Raw genomic sequence first — 15,931 nt, forward strand, 5'->3', positions numbered from 1 at the left:
GAGTTTGTAGTGGATTGTGCCTTCAGAGCGAATCTTTATGTCATCATTTCATCTCAAACAGCGCTTTCTTCTTCATCCAGTAATACACCCCGCCCACGGCGTCGGCCAAAAACCAGCCGATGGGCACGCTCCACCAGATGCCTGTCACCCCGATTGCCGGGATGGCGGACAGCGCATAGGCCAGCACCACGCGGGTGCCCAGGGATACCACCGTCAGCACCACCGACATACCGGGCCGCCCCACAGCGCGGTACAGCCCGTAGAACAGGAACAGACAGCCGATGCCCGCATAGAACGCGCCCTCAATGCGCAGGTAGTGTACGCCCTCGGTGATGACGGCGGTCTCCGAGCCGTCGATAAAAATGCGCATCAGCAGCGCGGCAAACACAAACACCAGTGCGCTGACCGCGATGCTGAACCCGATGGCCGCCGCAAACGCGCCCCGTATCCCCTTGTGGATGCGGTCAGTCTTCTGTGCGCCGTAGTTCTGGGCAATAAAGATGGAGAACGCATTGCCGAAATCCTGCACCGGCAGATAGGCAAAGGCGTCGATTTTGACCGCCGCTGCAAACGCCGCCATGACCACCGTGCCAAAGCTGTTGACCAACCCCTGCACAGCCAAGATCCCTAAGTTCATGATGGATTGCTGGATGCAGGTCAGCGCCGAGAACCCGGCGATCTCCTTCATGCGGTTGGCCTTGAACTTGCTGTGGGCAGCCTGCCGCACCAGCGGGAACCGCACCCAGGTGTACACGGAAATGCCCACGCCGGAGACATACTGCGCAATGACCGTCGCCTCGGCCGCGCCGCCCACACCGCGCCCCAGTCCGCAGACGAACCACAGGTCCAGCGCGATGTTCAGCCCGGCGGACAGCGCCAGAAACAGCAGCGGTACCATCGAGTTGCCCAGCGCCCGCAGCAGAGAGGCAAAGTAGTTGTACAGGAAAATCGCCGCCAGCCCGGCAAACACGATCTTTAAGTAAGTGCGCATCAGCGGCGCAATCTCGGCGGGCAGGCGCAGGAACCAGATAATGCCCTCAAAACCCAGGTACACCGCGCCGGTCAGCACGGCGGTCACGATGGCCAGCAGCACAAAGGCGGCCAAAACGCCCTCCCGCAGGCCGGTGTCGTCCTTTTGGCCAAACTTGATGGAAAACACCGTGCCGCTGCCCATGGCCAGCCCCAGCAAAATGGACGTGAGAAAGGTCATCAGCGTAAAGGCCGAGCCGACCGCCGCCAGCGCGTTGGTGCCGATGAACCGCCCGACAACCAACGTATCAGCGATATTATAGCATTGCTGCAGCAGGTCGCCTAAAATCATGGGCACCGCAAACCGCAGCATCGTGGGCATAACAGGCCCCTGGGTAAGTCGCTTTTGCATGGGAGTGGGTTCCTCTTTTCCTATAAATACACTTTTTCCAGTATACCACAAAGCTGCATAAAAAGCGAATTTTATTAAGGAAAGCGCCCTGCCTGCCCGGCAGAGCGCCTATAACGGCAAAATTTAATTCTGGTCCCTGCTCTTTCCCACCAGCGCCGCCGCCACGGCAAAAATCAAACTGGCAGCAATCCCCCCGGCGGCAGCGGTCAGCCCGCCGGTAAAGGCACCCGGCAGACCGCACCGATCCACGGCCTGCACCACGCCTTGCGCCAGCAGATGCCCGAACCCCAGCAGCGGCACACTGGCCCCGGCCCCGGCGAACTCGGCCAGGGGCTTGTACACGCCCACGGCGCTTAACACTACGCCCGCCACCACGTAGCCGGTCAGGATGCGCGCCGGAGTCAGCTTGGTATAATCAATAAACAGCTGGCCGATGACGCAGATCGCGCCGCCCACCACGAACGCCCAAACATAGTTCATACAAGTCCCCCCAACTCCACGCAGTGGGCGATGCCGGGGATGGTCTCGCCCTGCAAAAAGGTCGTCTGGCTCATCAGTGCGCCGGTGGATAAGAACAGCACCCGCTTGAACCGCCCGTCAAACAGCCGGGGCAGCACCCAGGCACACAGCACGGCGGCACTGCACCCGGCCCCGCTGCCGCCCGCCTGCACGTTCTGGCTGTCCACATCGTACAGCAGACAGCCGCAATCGTAGTGGTTGGGCAGGGGCACGCCCTCTTTCTCCATCTGCTCGCATAGCAGATCGCTGCCCACCTGGCCCAGATCGCCGGTAAAGATGGCATCAAAATCCGCAGGGGCCGCGCCGGTGGCGTCAAAATAGCGCAGCAGCGTGCTGGCGGCTGCGGGCATCATGGCGGCGCCCATGTTGTTGATGTCGGTCACGCCGTAATCCTGCACCCGGCCAAAGGTGGCGGACAAAATCTGCACGCCCCCCTGCCCCGGCCCCCGCAGCAGGCAGGCCCCCGCCGCCGTGGCGGTCCACTGGGCCGTGGGGGTGCGCTTGGCGCCGTACTCCAGCGGCGTGCGGAACTGCCGCTCTGCCGCGCAAAAGTGGCTGCTGGTCATGGCCAATATCTGCCGCCCCAACCCGGCAGCCGCAAAGGCGGCCCCCAGACAAAGTGCCTCGGTCATGGTAGAGCACGCCCCATACAGCCCCGCAAAGGGGGTGGCCAGCGTGCGCAGCGTATAGTTGCTGGCTGTGCACTGGGCCTGCAGGTCGCCCGCAAAGGTCAGGTCTACATCCTTGGCCGCAATGCCCGCCTTGCGCAGGCAGATGCCCGCGGCTTTTTGCTGCAGCATGCCTTCGGCCTGCTCCCAGTTGGCGCAGTTTTCATCGGCAAAGGCGGCGTCCTGGGTCAGGTAGTCAAAGGCCGAGGCCAGTGGGCCTTCACCCTCCTTTTTGCCGCCCGCGCTGCCCCAGGCAGAGATCACCGGCGGTGCATCAAAAAGGATGACATCCTTGCGTCGTTTCGGCATATCAGCCCACCTTTCCCACCAGCCAGTACACCACGCCCCACACAAAGGACGCCAGCGTGCCAAAGGCAATGACCGGCCCCGCGATGGTAAAAATTTTGGCCCCCACGCCGGTGACCCAGCCCTCGGCCTTGAACTCAATGGCCGGGCTGACGACAGAGTTGGCGAACCCGGTGATGGGCACCAGCGTGCCCGCGCCCGCCTTGGCTGCCAGTTTTTGGTACCACCCCGGCAGGGTGGCCAGCGCCGATAAAAATATGAGCGCAATGCTTGTCAGCATACCGGCCATCGTTTTGTCGTACCAAAGTAAAAACAGCTGGCGCAGTGCTTCACCCAGCAGGCAGATGGCCCCGCCCACAAAAAACGCCCACAGGCAGTCCTGCACAACGGGCGATGGGGGCGAGGCACGGCGTACCATTTTATCATACTCTTTGGGGTCCAGTTTCATCCCGTTTCCACTCCCTTTCGGGGGTAGTATGGGCTTAATTGCCGTAAAATATTACGCTGCCGCGGTAATAAGGCTGGGGCACCATGCGGCTGTACAGGGTTTGCAGCGCGGTATTTAACGTGCCGTCAGTCAACAGTGTCTCGCCGCAGGGCAGCTGCAAAATGCTGTACCGCTCACCGAACACCCGGCTTTCCAGCGCCGTAGCCCGTGCCCCGGCCCGCAGGTAAAACCCGATGCGCCGCCGGGCAATGGCCGCATCCGGGGCTTCGGCGGGGTGCTCGCACTCCAACAGCAGTGCGGCCAGCCGGGGTGCGTAGTGGGCCTGCAGCAGGTGCAGCGCCCGGGTGCCGATGCCGCTGCCCCGCAGGTCGCTGCGCACGGCAAAGTAATCCACCAGCCCGGCCTGCTGCCCCGGCAGTACCACCTGCCAGGCGTAGGCCAGCACGGCCCCGGCGTCATCGGTAAAGGTCAGCGGTTCATACAGGCCGACGGCCAGCAGTTCTTCCATCGCCGCAAAGGGCTTCAGCTCCCCCGGCGGAAAGTCCCGCGCCATGCGGCTCTCATACAATTGCCTGGCCCCGGCAGCATCCAACAGACGAATTCGCATATCCGTACCCCTTTCTGATTGAATTACAACGCGAAATCTTGTATAATACAAACAAGCATACGTGCAAGTAGGGGCGGATGCTTGCATCCGCCCGCAGGGCGATGCGGGCATCGCCCCCTACAGAAGTGAAACATAGAATATAGGAGGCTCTTTCTTATGGAATGGACCGACATCAGCATTACCGTTGCCAAGCGCGACGCCGATACGGCCGAGGCTATCGCCACCATGGTAGCCAACGGCGGCATTTATATTGAGGATTACAGCGACCTGGAACAGCAGGCGTGGGAGATCGCCCATGTAGACCTGATCGAGCAGGAACTGCTGGACAAACCCCGGGACGTGGTCATCGTACACATGTACCTGGCCCCCGATGAAAACCCCGCCGAAGTGCTGCCCCTGTTTGAGGAGCGCCTGAAAAACAGCGGCATCGACTACCAGCTCAACACCACCGGCGTGGAGCAGGAAGATTGGCAGAACGGCTGGAAAAAGTTCTACCACGCCATGGATATTGGCGAGCGCCTGGCCATCGTGCCCGGCTGGGAGGACTACGACACCGACCGCATCAAGATCGTCATGGACCCCGGCATGGCCTTTGGCACCGGCACCCATGAGACCACCTCCCTCTGCCTGGAAACGCTGGACAGCCTGGTCAAGGGCGGTGAGCGCGTGCTGGACATCGGCACCGGCTCCGGCATTCTGGCCATTGCCGCGCTGAAACTGGGCGCTGAGGTGGCCGAGGGCGTGGACATCGACCCCATGTGCGTGCGCACCGCGGGCGAGAACGCCCAGCGCAACGGCGTGGCCGACAAGTTCACTGTGCTGGTGGGCGACCTGTCCGACCAGGCCAGCGGTGAGTACAACATCATCACCGCGAACATCGTAGCCGCGGCGATCCTCTCGCTGGCACCCCACGTGCCCGTGCTGATGGCCCCCGGCGCCCGCTTTATCGCCAGCGGCATCATTGACGAGCGCAGGGACGAGGTGCTCACCGGCCTGAAAGCTGCCGGCCTGACCCCCATCGAGGTCAAGGAGAAGCGCGGCTGGGTCTGCATTATCTGCAAAAAGTCTGACGAGAAAGAGGCGTAAACCATGCCCCACCGTTATTTTACCAATGAACTGGCCGCCGGCCGTGCCGCGCTGACCGGCAGTGACGCCCACCACCTGGCGGATGTTATGCGCGCCAAACTGGGTGAGGAAGTGGTGCTTTGCGGCCCCGACGGGCTGGAGTACCTGGGCACCGTTACCGCCATCCAGTCCGGCCGGGTGGAGTTCACCGTGACAAAGGGCACCACCAGCAAGGCCGAGCCGGACGCGGCCGTGACGCTGTTTGCGGGCTACCCCAAGCAGGGCAAGCTGGAGGAAGTCATCCGCCACAGCGTCGAGCTGGGCGTAACGGAAATCGTCCCGTTTTTCAGCCGTTACTGCGTAGCTACGCCGAAAAAAGAGGACGCCAAAAACGAACGCTACAACCGTATCGCCGCCGAGGCCGCCAAGCAGGCGGGCCGCGCCATGCTGCCCCATGTGTCCATGCCGCTGCTGAACTTTGCCGCCGTCTGCGATGCCTTGCAGGAAGATTACGACCTGGCACTGTTTTTCTATGAGGGCGGCGGCGCTCCCCTGCGTACCGTGCTGCGGCCCGGCTGCGCCAAGAAAATTGCCATCGTCACGGGCAGCGAGGGCGGCTTCTCGGTAGAAGAAGCCGAGGCCGCCAAGGCCGCCGGGGCTGTCACGGTGGGCTTAGGCCCCCGCATCCTGCGGTGCGAGACCGCTCCCCTCACCGCCCTGACCGCCGCCATGCTGCTGACCGGCAACCTGGAATAAGCGGCACCCCATACTATTCTTCTGCCGCCGCACGCGTGAAACAAAGGAGAACGCTATGGACAAGAAAAAGCTGTACACCGTTCTGAAAGCGGTTTTCTGGTGTGTGATCGGCGCGTTTCTAGGCTCTACGATCTATACCTGCTGGGACTACCACGCCCGTCCCGGCCTGTACGCGCTGACCTCCGCACCGTGGTATACCTCCATTGTGATGTATGGCATCCTTACGGCCATTGCCGCTGCCGTGCTGCTGGCGGCGATGTACATGGTAAAAAAGAAGCTGAAATAAAAGCAAGCCCCCGGCCATCGGCCGGGGGCTTGCGCGTTATATAGGCAATATAGGTAATAATCACCCAAACAGCTTATCTTTAGGGTACAGCCCGTCCTTGCTCATCCGGCGCAGGGCGGCTACCAGTTCGGGCTTGTCCTCGCGGTAGGTGATGCCGTGCCACTTGTCGGGGCTGGTTAGTACATGTACGTCGGCATCGCCGCGCTGCAAAGCGGCGGTCACCACGCTGGGTAAGTAGTACTCGCATTTCAGCGGGTTCACCGGCAGGTTCTCCTTCAAAAAGGCCACAAACCCGGCCTTGGCCTCGGCCACGTAACCGGGGGTGAAGCCCCACAGATTCATCGAGACGACCGTGTCGGCGGGCAGGTCGGTCCAGTTGGCACCGCCATCCTCGGTATAGTGGATGCCGCCGTCGTAAGGCTCGATGCAGGTGCGCTCGGTCACGCTGACCAGGTTGCTGTTCTCATCGGTCACGCAGACGCCGCGGCTGACACTGCCGTTGGCGCTGACCGTGTTGCCCAGCAAAAAGCCCACCATGCTCCACGCATAGCGGTCGCCGTCGGCGTGGCTGCTCAGGTAGTCGTACACCAGCTTAAAGCCTTGCGGGCCGTAGTAGTCGTCGGCGTTGATGACCGCAAACGGTGCGCTGCCGATGGCCTGCTCGGCAGTCAGGATGGCATGGGCAGTGCCCCAGGGCTTCACGCGGCCATCGGGCACGGTAAAGCCTTCTGGTAGGCAGTCCAGCTGCTGGTAGGCATAGCGCACCTCAAACCCGGCCTGCAAAGCGCGGGCACCCACGGCGGCCTTGAACGGCTCCTCAATCTCGTGCTTGATGATAAAGACGACGGTCTCGAACCCGGCGCGGCGGGCATCGTACAGGCTGTAGTCGATGATGGCCTCCCCGCTGGGGCCGACCGGGTCGATCTGCTTCAGCCCGCCGTAGCGGCTGCCCATACCGGCAGCCATAATGACAAGAATCGGTTTTTCGCGCATGGGAAAAACCTCCTTTATACAAAATCATTCCGGCTTCTATGATACACTCTTTTGGCGGCGGGTGCAACCCCCGGGGCAAAACCGGGCAGCTTCGGCAAAATGTTTGGTGCTTCCCTATGGCAGTGCAGGGCAGAAGATGCTATAATAAGGCCATAGAGTAATGGGAGGAAGTTACCATGCAGCAAACACGAAAACCCGGCCCGCAGCGGGCCCTTGTGCTGGCCGGCGGCGGTGCCAAAGGCAGCTACCAGGTGGGTGTGTGGCAGGCGCTGCAAGAGCTGGGCTGGACGCCGGATATTATCACGGGTGCCAGCGTCGGTGCACTGAACGGCTGCCTGTTTACAATGGGAAAAAGCAAGGAGGCCGAGGACCTTTGGCGCAGGCTGGAGATCCATGACGTGCTGGAAGTGCCCGACAGCCTGAAGCCCGAGGAATTGAACAACTTCTTTCTCGACGTGGTGCGCAGCGGTGGCCTGAACGTGGAGCCGCTGGCCGAGACCATCGACCGGCTCATTGATGAGGACGCGGTGCGCCGCTCCCCCATCCGCTTCGGCCTGGTGATGACCGAGCTGGGCACCATGCGCCGCGTGCAGTGCCCGGTGGAAAAGATCCCCGAAGGCCGGATGAAAGACTACCTGCTGGGGTCCAGCGCCTGCTTTCCGGCGCTGCGCCCGCGGGAGATCGACGGCGTGAAGTACATCGACGGCGGCTGGCGCGACAATATGCCGCTGGACCTGGCCGCCGCCATGGGCGCCGGGGAACTGCTGGCCGTGGACGTGAACGGCGTGGGCATCACCCGCCCCAATACCACCGGCCTGCCCACCCGCATCATCCGCAGCCATTGGAATTTAGGCCCCACGCTGGATTTTGCCCCCGAGCGCGCCGCCCGCAACATTGCCCTGGGCTACTTTGATACGATGCGGCTGTTTGACCGCATGGGCGGCACAGCCTACGGCATCCTGCCGGACAGCAGCGCCTTTTTGAAGAACTTCGCCGAACGTTACCAGCTGCGCCTGGCCGAGGTCGCCGCCCGCTCCCCGGCTATCGACCTGGTGGAAAAGACTGCGCGCCAGCTGGCCAACTACCCGGCCCCCTTTGCGCCGAACCCCAGTGCCCCCACCGCGGCTGCACTGGCCCCGCTGGAGCTGGCCGCCGAGCACCTGAACGTGCCCGCGGATATGCCCTACACCCCCAAGCTGCTGGCTGCTACAGTAATGGGCAGCTTTGAGAAAGACCCGGCTGACCGCTTCCCCGCCCTGCTGGACGGCAAGGACGGCAGCCTTGTGGCTGAGAAAGCCATGGCGGCCGCCGCGCCCGAGGAATTTGTAACGGCGCTGGTTAGCCGTACCCTGGCGGATGTGCCGCTGTTTTAACAAAGGACGATGCTGCGCATTTTTGCGGCGGCATCGGAAAAAACAAGGAGGTCTGCATGCATATCTTTACTGGTGTTTCGGCATCGCCCGGCGTTGTGATCGGCCCTGTGGAACAGATCGACCACGGCACCACCGGACTGCACCGCATCGTCTGCGACCCGTTTCGGGAGCGCGCACTGTATGACGTAGCGGTGGTGCTGGCGAAAGATGAGCTGCGCCGCCTGAGCCAGCGCGCCAAAGGCCCCGATGCGGACATTCTGCTGTTCCAGATCGCCCTGCTGGAGGATGAGTCCTTCACCAATGAGATCGGCGATTACATAGCCGCCGGTGCGGGCGGTGCTGCTGCTGTCGAGCGGGCCGAGCAGATCTTTGCCCGCCGCCTGCGGGACGTGGACGATGAGTACATCCAGGAGCGCAGCGTGGATGTCTGCGATGTCTGCCGCCGCGTGGTGGATATTCTGGACGGCCGCCCGCGCCGCCGCCTGCACTTGAAGCGCCCCAGCATTCTGGTGGCGGACCGCTTCTTCCCCAGCGACCTGTTCAGCCTGGACCGCCGCATGATCCTGGGGCTGGCCAGCAACCAGGACAGCACCATCAGCCACGCGGCCATCATGGCCCGCAGCATGGGCCTGCCTGCTGTGCTGCAATTGGGTGACGGCGTGGCCGCGCTGGCCGCCGGCAAACGGGCCATTCTGGACGCCAACCTGGAGGACGGCACCGGCAGCCTGATTGTGGACCCGGACGGCGCGCATATCGCCCAGGCGGATTGCAAAATTGCGCTGAACCGTCTGCACGGCAGCGTGGCCGACCCCGTGGCGGCCCAGCCCTGCCTGACCAGGGATGGCACGGCGTTCCGCCTGCTGACGATGACGAACCTGTACGGCACCGAGGACAAGGCCCTGCCGTTGACCGCGGTGGGCACCGGCCTGCTGCGCACCGAATCGGTGATCTTGAACGAGCTGTCCGAACAGGAGCAGTTGAACCTGCTGAAAGAACATCTGGAAGCAGCTAATGGGGCCATGCTGGCCGTACGCACCTGTGATTCCAACGCCGACGATGAGGCCCCCTGGACCGCGACCGTCAAGGACAGCCTGCAAAACCACCGTCTGCTGTGGCCGCAGATACGGGCGCTGCTGCAAGCCGCGCCCTGCGGCGACCTGCGTATCCTCTTTCCCATGATCGCGGGGGCCGAGGACTGGGACGCCTGCCTGCAGGAGGTCACCGCCTGCCGCGATGAACTGCAAAGCCGCGGTGTCGAGGTGGATCGCCTGCCGCCGATGGGCTGCATTGTGGATATGCCCTCGGCTGCACTGCTGGCCGGGGAACTAATTGCCCACGGGGCGCAGATTCTTGCCATTGATATTGAGGATCTTGCCCGCTACACGCTGGGCCTTGTGAAGGACCCCGCCGCCGCGGCCCGCCGCGCCGCCAGCCCTGCTGTGCAGCGCCTTGTCAAAGAGGTACTGCGCCAGGCCGAGGGCACTAGCGTGCGGGTCTACCTCTGCGGCATCACAGTCGCCTCGGTAGACCAGATGCCCGCCTACCTCCACCTCGGCGTCCACCACTTCGCCGCCGAACCCGCCGCCCTGCTTCCACTAAAAAAGCGGCTGATGGAAGAGGATTTGAGTAAAAAATAATTACATTGAAACTGGCTTCCTTATCACGGGAGCCAGTTTACTTTATTTATATGGCAAATTCAAGAATTCATCAAGTGTTTGTGATACAAGCAAAATAAAAAAGGCTCGGACAAATTCTTGAAATTTGTCCGAGCCTTTTTTACGAATGGTTAAGACGTAAACCGATCCTTCAAGTTCTTGAAGAAGCCTTTGCGCTTTTCGTAGTTGTCGTCTTTCAGGCTGTCCTCAAAGGCTTTCAGGGCTTCGCGCTGGGTGCGGTTCAGCTTCTTGGGAATCTCCACATCCACGATGACGTACTGGTCACCGCGGCCGCGGCCGTTCAAATACTGGATGCCCTGGCCGCGCAGGCGGAACTTGGTGCCGCTCTGGGTGCCTTCGGGGATCTTCTGGGCGACCTTGCCGTCCACGGTGGGAACCTCGATCTCGGCACCCAGCACAGCCTGGGAGTAGGTGATGGGCACGCGGACGTACACATCGTAGCCGTCGCGCTCAAACACGGCGTCGGTCTTGACCGTCACATGTACGATCACGTCACCGGCAGGGCCGCCGTTGCTACCGGCATCGCCTTGGCCGCGCAGTGCAATGTTCTGATCGTCATCGATACCGGCCGGGATCTTGACCTCCAGCGTCTTGCGGGCGGAAGTCTTGCCGGTGCCGCGGCAGGTCTTGCAGGGGTTCTTGATGATGGTACCGCGGCCGCCGCAGTGCGGGCAGGGCTGCTGGCTCTGCATCACACCAAAGGGGGTGCGCTGCTGGGTCACAACATAGCCGCGGCCGTTGCACTGGGTGCAGGTCTCGGGGCTGCTGCCCGGCTCACAGCCGGTACCGTTACAATCGGGGCAGGTCTGCTGCCGGTTCAGCGTGACCTTCTTGGTGCAGCCGTGAGCTGCTTCCTCAAAGGTCAAAATCACGCTGGCCTGGATGTCGTGACCTTTGCGGGGGGCGTTGGGGTTCGCGCGGGAAGAACCGCCGAAGCCGCCAAATCCGCCGCCGAACAGGTCGCCGAAGATGTCGCCCAGGTCTACGCCGCCGGCACCGCCGAAGCCACCGCCAAAACCGCCACCGAAGCCGCCGCCGGGCTGGCCGGCCCCATAGTTGGGATCGACCCCGGCAAAGCCGAACTGGTCATAGCGCTTGCGTTTTTCCGGGTCGGAAAGTACATCGTTCGCCTCGTTGACTTCCTTGAACTTCTCCTCGGCGGTCTTGTCGCCGGGGTTCAGGTCGGGGTGGTACTTTTTGGCGAGCTTGCGGTAGGCGCTTTTGATCTCGGCATCGGTGGCGTTTTTGCCGATCCCCAGCACCTCGTAATAATCACGTTTTTCTGCCATAGAATCTATCCCCTCTATTTGGGTTTAATGTTTATCTGCCGTACTGTAGGGGTGGATGACGAGCATCCGCCCCTGCAATATTGGAGCAGAAAAAATTTTCTCTAAAACCCCCAAGGGCCGCCGCCGGGGGTGCCTGGCGGCGGCCTAAAGGGGTTACTTTCTTACAGATCAGACCTCGTGGAAGTCAGCGTCAACGGCGCCGTCATCCTTGGGCTGGGCACCGGCATCGTTGCCGGGCTGTGCACCGGGCTGCTGGCCCTGTGCCTGGGCGGCCTGCTGGTAAACCTTCTCGCTGATGGCGTAGAAAGCCTTCTGCAGGTCATCCTGCTTTGCCTTGATGTCGTCCACAGTGCCGGACTTCAGGGCTTCTTTCAGGGCAGACAGCTTGGTCTCGACTTCGCTCTTCTCAGAGGCGGAAACCTTGTCGCCGAACTCGCCCAGAGCTTTCTCGGTCTGGAAGACCATCTGGTCAGCGTTGTTGCGGACGTCGATCTCTTCACGGCGCTTCTTGTCCTCGGCGGCATACTGCTCAGCGTCCTTGACAGCCTTGTCGATGTCGTCCTTGCTCATGTTGGTGGAAGCGGTGATGGTGATGCTCTGCTCCTTGCCGGTGCCCAGGTCCTTAGCGCTTACGTGCACGATACCGTTGGCATCGATATCGAAGGTGACTTCGATCTGCGGCACGCCACGGGGAGCCGGAGCGATGCCGTCCAGATGGAAGGTGCCCAGGCTCTTGTTGTCGCGGGCAAACTCACGCTCGCCCTGCAGGACGTTGACCTCAACGCTGGGCTGGTTATCAGCAGCGGTGGAGAAGATCTGGCTCTTCTTGGTGGGGATGGTGGTGTTGCGGTCAATGATCTTGGTGCAGACACCGCCCAGAGTCTCGATGCCCAGGCTCAGCGGGGTAACATCCAGCAGCAGCAGGCCCTTGACATCGCCCTGCAGAACGCCGCCCTGAATGGCAGCGCCGACAGCGACACACTCATCGGGGTTGATGCCCTTGAACGGCTCGCAGCCCAGTTCTTTCTTGACTGCATCATAGACAGCGGGGATACGGGTGGAACCGCCGACCATCAGAACCTTGGCCAGATCGGAAGCCTTCAGACCGGCATCGGCCAGAGCCTTGCGGACAGGGGTCATGGTGCGCTCGACCAGATCAGCAGTCAGTTCGTTGAACTTGGCGCGGGTCAGGGTCATATCCAGATGCTTGGGGCCGTTGGCATCAGCCGTGATGAACGGCAGGTTGATGTTGGTGGTGGTAGCGCTGGACAGCTCGATCTTGGCCTTCTCGGCAGCTTCCTTCAGGCGCTGAGCCGCCATCTTGTCCTTGCGCAGGTCGATATTGTTCTCGCGCTGGAAGTCCTCAGCCATCCAGTTGATGATGCGCTCGTCGAAGTCATCGCCGCCCAGGTGGGTATCACCGTTGGTGGACAGAACTTCGGTAACGCCGTCGCCCATCTCGATGATGGAGACATCGAAAGTACCGCCGCCCAGGTCGTAGACCATGATCTTCTGGTCGGCTTCCTTATCGATGCCGTAGGCCAGAGAAGCAGCAGTAGGCTCGTTGATGATACGCTTGACGTTCAGGCCGGCAATGGTACCGGCATTCTTGGTGGCCTGACGCTGGCTGTCATTGAAGTAAGCAGGAACGGTGATGACGGCCTCGGTGACAGGCTCGCCCAGGTAAGCTTCGGCGTCAGCCTTCAGCTTGCTCAGGATCATAGCGCTGATCTCTTCGGGGGTGTAGTCCTTGCCGCCGGCGTGGACCTTCTCGGCAGTGCCCATCTTACGCTTGATGGAGGAGATGGTGTTCTCGGGGTTGGTGATAGCCTGGCGCTTTGCAACCTGGCCAACCAGACGCTCACCGGTCTTGGTGAAGCCGACAACAGACGGGGTGGTGCGGGCGCCTTCAGCGTTCGCGATAACAACGGGCTCGCCGCCCTCCATAACAGCTACGCAGCTGTTGGTGGTGCCAAGGTCAATACCAATAATTTTACTCATACTATAAAACTCCCTTCAAATTTGCTTTGAATGTGGTGAATGTCTAAATTTATGTGAACGGGCCTTGCGGCCCAATCAGGCTTATTCTGCAACGACGACCGTTGCGTGGCGGATGATCTTATCGCCGATCTTGTAGCCTTTCTGGAAGACCTGCACGACGTCGCCGCTCTCCTGCCCTTCGGCGGGCGGGACCTGCTGCACGGCGTTCATGAAGTTGGGGTCAAAGGGCTTGTTCAGCGCTTCAATCTCGGTGATGTTCAGGTTCTCCAGCGCTTTGGCGGCTTTGTCCAGCGTCATCATGACGCCTTTCTTGTAGTTCTCATCGGCGCACACGGCGTTGGCGGCCATGTCCAGTGTGTCCAGAATGCCCAAAATCTGGGTGACAGCGTGGGAAACGCCATCATTGAACTTCTGGTCAGCTTCGCGTTGGCTGCGCTTGCGGTAGTTATCGTACTCGGCAGCGGTGCGGAGCAACTGGTTCTTCAGCTCCTCGTTCTTCTTTTCGCTGGCTTCCAGTTTGGCTTCCAGCGCAGCCTTTTCGTGGTGGTGTTCGTGTTTGCTCTCGTGCTTCTCTTCATGCTTGCCCTCGGCCTTAGGTTCGGTCTCAGGGGTCACGGTCTTTTCCGCTTCGGATGCGGCCGCAGCTTCTTTTTTATTTTCTGCTTCGTGGCTCATTGCGGGTCCTCCTTACAAATTTGTTTATTGGCCCTGCCCGGCCATGCTCTGCCCTAACTTGGTGGCAAAGTAGTTCAGGATCGGCAGCAGGCGGTGGTATTCCATCCGCGTGGAACCGATCAGTGCGACCGACCCGGTCAACCCGCCGCCCGCTAAGTACCGCTTGCTTACGATGCAGGCACCCGGCATCGCGGGATCAAGGTCGCTGCCAAGCGTTGCGGTGATCTTGCCGCCCTCGGGGCGGATCAGCTCAGCGGCGGCCTCGTTATCGGAGAAGATCTCCAGCAGCGTACCCAGGTTCTGGCGGACATCCGGCATCTTTGCCAGATACTGCGCGCCTTCCAGGCAGGCTTGCGGGCCGGTGGTTACCAGCGCACAGGCGGCCATCACAACGGGCGCCAGCCGCTCCCCTGCTGCCAGTACCATGCTGGCGGTCAGCATCGGGTTCAAGTCCTGCGGGGCCACAAAGGTCAGCCCACGGTTGAGCAGCTGCGCCAGATTGGCGGCGTCGTCCCGGGTCAGGCCGGTGTCCACCCGCGCCACGCGGGTACGCACACCGCCTGCGCTGGTAACGGCCAGCACCGCGGCGGAGTAGCGGCCCACCTGCACGACCTCAAAGTGGGCGATGCAGAGATCCGGCGCCTGGGGCGTGGTGGCGGCGGCGGCGCAGCCGGTCAGATCAGCCAGGCTGCGGGCGGCTGCGGGCACCAGCTTTTCAGGCTCGGCATCCATGCAGGCGAAGAGGTCATCGATGTGCCGGCGGTCGTCATCGCTCAGCGTGGTGGCGGAAGGGGCATCGATCAGGTGATCGAGGTAGTAACGGTAACCCTGTGCGCTGGGCACCCGCCCGGCACTGGTGTGGGGCTGCTCCAGCAGGCCCAGCTTTGTCAGGGCGGCCATCTCATTGCGCAGGGTGGCACTGGACAGTGCCATGTCAAAGTAGTTTGCCAGCAGGCCGGAGCCGACAGGCTCGCCATCGTTGGCATACAGGGCAACAATAGCTTCTAGGATACGCTGCTTGCGGGCATCCATGGCCATGCTGCTCATCTCCTTTGCTGCGAAGTTTCAATTTTGTTTAGCACTCTTTATCTCTGAGTGCTAAATTTATTATATGCCAGTTTTACAAACTGTCAAGGGGTTTCGGCAAACTTTTTTCAAGTTTAACAGTTTCGTCACAAACCGCGCAGCTTCTTGACTTTTCCCGGCTCGGGCACTACACTGGATTTAACCGGGACGTCCTATATAAATAAGGAAAGCGTAAAAAAATCCGCCCTGTGCAGTGGGTACTGCCAGGGCGGGGGCGGCGTTATTCTTCCATCCACTTGGCCAAAAAGGCGGCCGCCGTGGTCACAGCGTGTACGGCTTCTTCCTCCGGCAGGGCGTCCCGCCCGGTGCCGGGCAGCAGCACGCCGCCCTCGATGTCGCCATGTGCTAAGATCGGTGCGGCGCATAAAATCGGCCGCTCGCTGCGTTCCAGCATCGGTAGGCGGCGGGTGCGGTCGGCGGGGGCTGTGTAGACGCTGCGCGCCGCCAGCAGTTGTTCCAGCTCCGGCGAGATGGCGCGGCCCAGCAGCTCTCCCCGGCCCGGCCCGGCAGCCGCTACGATCTGGTGGGTGTCGCACACCACCACCGGCCGCCCCAGGCTTTTGGCCAGCACCTCGGCATACACCTTGGAGAGCGACCCCAGCCCCGACAGCGGCGAATACTTTTTAAAAACGACCTCGCCGTCCGCTGCCGTAAAGATCTCAAGGGAATCACCCTGGCGTATCCTCTGCGTCCGCCTGATCTCTTTTGGAATGACGATGCGGCCCAATTCATCGATGCGGCGCACAATTCCGGTTGCTTTCATAAAACGTCCCTCCGTTGCGGTTTTGTTGCGATTTGTGGT

At 61.6% G+C, this 15,931-nt stretch carries 16 protein-coding genes; 5 read left to right on the plus strand and 11 right to left on the minus strand.

Annotated features, from left to right (window positions below):
• Positions 1-43: 43 nt before the first annotated feature.
• The 5 genes from OGM81_01000 to OGM81_01020 form a co-directional block, all read right to left on the minus strand.
• Entirely contained in the window at positions 44-1,381 is a 1,338-nt protein-coding gene (locus tag OGM81_01000) for an MATE family efflux transporter (GenBank protein ID UYJ43760.1), read from the minus strand.
• Between the two features lie 123 nt (positions 1,382-1,504).
• On the minus strand, positions 1,505-1,861 hold the full coding sequence (gene spoVAE, locus OGM81_01005; GenBank protein ID UYJ43761.1) for a stage V sporulation protein AE: 357 nt from the start codon (positions 1,859-1,861) through the stop codon (positions 1,505-1,507).
• Complete coding sequence (locus tag OGM81_01010) at positions 1,858-2,877, minus strand: stage V sporulation protein AD (protein UYJ43762.1); 1,020 nt, start codon at positions 2,875-2,877, stop codon at positions 1,858-1,860. The genes spoVAE and OGM81_01010 overlap by 4 nt, the downstream gene beginning before the upstream one ends.
• Position 2,878: 1 nt before the next feature.
• The gene (locus OGM81_01015; GenBank protein UYJ43763.1) at positions 2,879-3,322 is read right to left on the minus strand and encodes a SpoVA/SpoVAEb family sporulation membrane protein; all 444 of its coding nucleotides are present in this window, start codon (positions 3,320-3,322) and stop codon (positions 2,879-2,881) included.
• Between the two features lie 34 nt (positions 3,323-3,356).
• A complete protein-coding gene (locus tag OGM81_01020) occupies positions 3,357-3,929 on the minus strand; it encodes a hypothetical protein (GenBank protein ID UYJ43764.1) in 573 nt (190 codons plus the stop codon).
• A gap of 156 nt (positions 3,930-4,085) precedes the next feature.
• Between OGM81_01020 and prmA the strand changes: the two genes are divergently transcribed.
• Genes prmA through OGM81_01035 form a run of 3 tightly spaced genes read left to right on the plus strand, consistent with a single transcriptional unit; the run spans position 4,086 to position 6,036 of the window.
• The gene (gene prmA, locus OGM81_01025; protein UYJ43765.1) at positions 4,086-5,015 is read left to right on the plus strand and encodes a 50S ribosomal protein L11 methyltransferase; all 930 of its coding nucleotides are present in this window, start codon (positions 4,086-4,088) and stop codon (positions 5,013-5,015) included.
• A gap of 3 nt (positions 5,016-5,018) precedes the next feature.
• Positions 5,019-5,750 carry a 16S rRNA (uracil(1498)-N(3))-methyltransferase gene (locus tag OGM81_01030; protein ID UYJ43766.1) on the plus strand — a complete coding sequence of 244 codons (732 nt, stop codon included), beginning with the start codon at positions 5,019-5,021 and terminating at the stop codon, positions 5,748-5,750.
• Between the two features lie 55 nt (positions 5,751-5,805).
• Positions 5,806-6,036 (plus strand): hypothetical protein, encoded by a 231-nt coding sequence (locus tag OGM81_01035; GenBank protein ID UYJ43767.1) that lies wholly within the window; start codon positions 5,806-5,808, stop codon positions 6,034-6,036.
• Positions 6,037-6,096: 60 nt separating this feature from the next.
• Here the strand turns inward: OGM81_01035 and OGM81_01040 are convergent, their stop codons facing one another.
• The gene (locus OGM81_01040) at positions 6,097-7,029 is read right to left on the minus strand and encodes a sugar phosphate nucleotidyltransferase (GenBank protein ID UYJ43768.1); all 933 of its coding nucleotides are present in this window, start codon (positions 7,027-7,029) and stop codon (positions 6,097-6,099) included.
• Between the two features lie 176 nt (positions 7,030-7,205).
• On the opposite strand from OGM81_01040, the gene OGM81_01045 reads away from it, so the two are divergent.
• Positions 7,206-8,402: a patatin-like phospholipase family protein gene (locus OGM81_01045; GenBank protein UYJ43769.1), complete on the plus strand. Its 1,197-nt coding sequence runs from the start codon at positions 7,206-7,208 to the stop codon at positions 8,400-8,402.
• 56 nt (positions 8,403-8,458) lie between these two features.
• Entirely contained in the window at positions 8,459-10,039 is a 1,581-nt protein-coding gene (locus OGM81_01050) for a PEP-utilizing enzyme (GenBank protein ID UYJ43770.1), read from the plus strand.
• Positions 10,040-10,188: 149 nt separating this feature from the next.
• Here OGM81_01050 and dnaJ read toward each other — a convergent pair whose 3' ends face one another.
• From dnaJ to OGM81_01075, 5 genes are all read right to left on the minus strand, one after another.
• Positions 10,189-11,367, minus strand: coding sequence for a molecular chaperone DnaJ (gene dnaJ / locus OGM81_01055; GenBank protein UYJ43771.1), 1,179 nt, complete (start codon positions 11,365-11,367; stop codon positions 10,189-10,191).
• Positions 11,368-11,535: 168 nt separating this feature from the next.
• Positions 11,536-13,368, minus strand: a complete 1,833-nt coding sequence (gene dnaK, locus OGM81_01060; protein UYJ43772.1) for a molecular chaperone DnaK — start codon at positions 13,366-13,368, stop codon at positions 11,536-11,538.
• A gap of 81 nt (positions 13,369-13,449) precedes the next feature.
• A complete protein-coding gene (locus tag OGM81_01065) occupies positions 13,450-14,043 on the minus strand; it encodes a nucleotide exchange factor GrpE (GenBank protein ID UYJ43773.1) in 594 nt (197 codons plus the stop codon).
• 24 nt (positions 14,044-14,067) lie between these two features.
• Positions 14,068-15,081: a heat-inducible transcriptional repressor HrcA gene (gene hrcA, locus OGM81_01070; GenBank protein UYJ43774.1), complete on the minus strand. Its 1,014-nt coding sequence runs from the start codon at positions 15,079-15,081 to the stop codon at positions 14,068-14,070.
• Positions 15,082-15,349: 268 nt separating this feature from the next.
• On the minus strand, positions 15,350-15,892 hold the full coding sequence (locus OGM81_01075) for an AbrB/MazE/SpoVT family DNA-binding domain-containing protein (protein ID UYJ43775.1): 543 nt from the start codon (positions 15,890-15,892) through the stop codon (positions 15,350-15,352).
• Positions 15,893-15,931: the final 39 nt, after the last annotated feature.

It is taken from the genome of Oscillospiraceae bacterium (assembly GCA_025758045.1).
Taxonomy (GTDB): Bacteria; Bacillota; Clostridia; order Oscillospirales; family Ruminococcaceae; genus Gemmiger.

What these genes read in the sequence shown, in the direction of transcription:
- OGM81_01000 (UYJ43760.1), bottom strand. Translation starts at nt 1,381, where the DNA reads ATGCAAAAGCGACTTACCCAGGGGCCTGTTATGCCCACGATGCTGCGG.
- spoVAE (UYJ43761.1), bottom strand. Translation starts at nt 1,861, where the DNA reads ATGAACTATGTTTGGGCGTTCGTGGTGGGCGGCGCGATCTGCGTCATC.
- OGM81_01010 (UYJ43762.1), bottom strand. Translation starts at nt 2,877, where the DNA reads ATGCCGAAACGACGCAAGGATGTCATCCTTTTTGATGCACCGCCGGTG.
- OGM81_01015 (UYJ43763.1), bottom strand. Translation starts at nt 3,322, where the DNA reads ATGAAACTGGACCCCAAAGAGTATGATAAAATGGTACGCCGTGCCTCG.
- OGM81_01020 (UYJ43764.1), bottom strand. Translation starts at nt 3,929, where the DNA reads ATGCGAATTCGTCTGTTGGATGCTGCCGGGGCCAGGCAATTGTATGAG.
- prmA (UYJ43765.1), top strand. Translation starts at nt 4,086, where the DNA reads ATGGAATGGACCGACATCAGCATTACCGTTGCCAAGCGCGACGCCGAT.
- OGM81_01030 (UYJ43766.1), top strand. Translation starts at nt 5,019, where the DNA reads ATGCCCCACCGTTATTTTACCAATGAACTGGCCGCCGGCCGTGCCGCG.
- OGM81_01035 (UYJ43767.1), top strand. Translation starts at nt 5,806, where the DNA reads ATGGACAAGAAAAAGCTGTACACCGTTCTGAAAGCGGTTTTCTGGTGT.
- OGM81_01040 (UYJ43768.1), bottom strand. Translation starts at nt 7,029, where the DNA reads ATGCGCGAAAAACCGATTCTTGTCATTATGGCTGCCGGTATGGGCAGC.
- OGM81_01045 (UYJ43769.1), top strand. Translation starts at nt 7,206, where the DNA reads ATGCAGCAAACACGAAAACCCGGCCCGCAGCGGGCCCTTGTGCTGGCC.
- OGM81_01050 (UYJ43770.1), top strand. Translation starts at nt 8,459, where the DNA reads ATGCATATCTTTACTGGTGTTTCGGCATCGCCCGGCGTTGTGATCGGC.
- dnaJ (UYJ43771.1), bottom strand. Translation starts at nt 11,367, where the DNA reads ATGGCAGAAAAACGTGATTATTACGAGGTGCTGGGGATCGGCAAAAAC.
- dnaK (UYJ43772.1), bottom strand. Translation starts at nt 13,368, where the DNA reads ATGAGTAAAATTATTGGTATTGACCTTGGCACCACCAACAGCTGCGTA.
- OGM81_01065 (UYJ43773.1), bottom strand. Translation starts at nt 14,043, where the DNA reads ATGAGCCACGAAGCAGAAAATAAAAAAGAAGCTGCGGCCGCATCCGAA.
- hrcA (UYJ43774.1), bottom strand. Translation starts at nt 15,081, where the DNA reads ATGGCCATGGATGCCCGCAAGCAGCGTATCCTAGAAGCTATTGTTGCC.
- OGM81_01075 (UYJ43775.1), bottom strand. Translation starts at nt 15,892, where the DNA reads ATGAAAGCAACCGGAATTGTGCGCCGCATCGATGAATTGGGCCGCATC.